The sequence below is a fragment of the Croceitalea sp. MTPC5 genome, assembly GCF_036985505.1.
Taxonomy (GTDB): Bacteria; Bacteroidota; Bacteroidia; order Flavobacteriales; family Flavobacteriaceae; genus Croceitalea.
In genome coordinates, this window is sequence record NZ_BTGQ01000032.1 from 1 (window position 1) to 1,220 (window position 1,220).

The following is a 1,220-nucleotide window of genomic DNA, read 5'->3' on the forward strand; positions in this document are numbered from 1 at the left end:
AACAAAGAACTGAGCTAAAAAACAAGTAAAATTCAGTTCAATCTCCCAATGTAATTTCTATCATAATCCAAACCTGATTTCGATATTCCATAAGCTTGTTTGATTAGTTTATTACAAACAGCGATCAAAGCCAATTTTTTACTCTTACCCTTTAAAACGATCCGGTCGAATAACGCCTTGCATTGTGGATTGTGAACACAGGCGGTAAAACTGCAAAGGAAAAGATGGTTCCTGACCAATGAATTTCCCCTCTTGCTTATTCGAGACCTACCTCGAACACTACTTCCCGAACTTCGCTCGTTCGGTGCAAGACCAAAATACGAAGACAACTGTCGAGGGCTCTCGAAGTCTCGAAATCCGTTGGTCGAGACTATCAATAACATCGAAGTCTTTCTGCCAACTCCAGGTATGGTGTTCAATCGCATGAAGAGTTCCTGTTCATGGGTTCGAATCAAATTTTCAATCTCTGTTTCAAGTAAGTTTATCTCCTTATCCAAACACTTTAATTGACGTACTATGGAACTCTTCAATTTACCTTTGCACCGATTACCGGTAGAAATAGAATGAAGCGTGTTCTTTAGAGCGGTACGTTGCTTAAAATAAAGTCGCACAACACCTTGAAGGGCCTTACATTCAACAATATAATCAGGTTCGGGAGACCACAGATCCAAAGCCTGTTCCATCGCATAAAGACATATCATTTTTGAATCGCTCTTATCTGTTTTAACCTGTTTTAGCTTCATCTGGATAAAACGCTTGATTATCAGTGGGTTTATTACCGAAACACGCAAGCCGATATCAAACAGGGTAATTGCAAGACGTTGATGATAACAACCAGTAGCTTCCATTACGCACCAATGGTTGGATGTCAATTGTTTAATAAACAAATCAAAACCTTTTTCATCATTGCTGAATTGCATATGACAGGCCTCGGAATCATAAACATCGAAAACGTCTTTGGAGATGTCTATCCCGACAAAAATTGTACTTTTATTCATAACATGAATTTTTAAAAGAACAAAAACCATTGCTGTACATCATCCTAGAAACAGGTTCTCAAGACCTAATGAACTGATCGTATTTCAATAGTAAAAGAGCAGGGATTTTCATTGTTGACGGAATCTCAAGTTCCTAAGGCTATAGTAACCTTAATCTGCTCTTTTGTTCTTTGATTATAGACTAATGTAACTCAATAGAAAACAAACTTAGGATGGCTATAA

1 protein-coding gene is annotated in these 1,220 nt (G+C 37.7%); it reads right to left on the bottom strand.

Features of this window, described 5'->3' with window-relative positions; all coding sequences use genetic code 11:
* Positions 1 to 32: 32 nt before the first annotated feature.
* Positions 33 to 998: an IS110 family transposase gene (locus AACM45_RS20280; RefSeq protein WP_339145031.1), complete on the bottom strand. Its 966-nt coding sequence runs from the start codon at positions 996 to 998 to the stop codon at positions 33 to 35.
* Positions 999 to 1,220 lie beyond the last annotated feature (222 nt).

Coding starts and splice junctions, on each gene's coding strand:
- AACM45_RS20280 (WP_339145031.1), bottom strand. CDS start 998: ATGAATAAAAGTACAATTTTTGTCGGGATAGACATCTCCAAAGACGTT.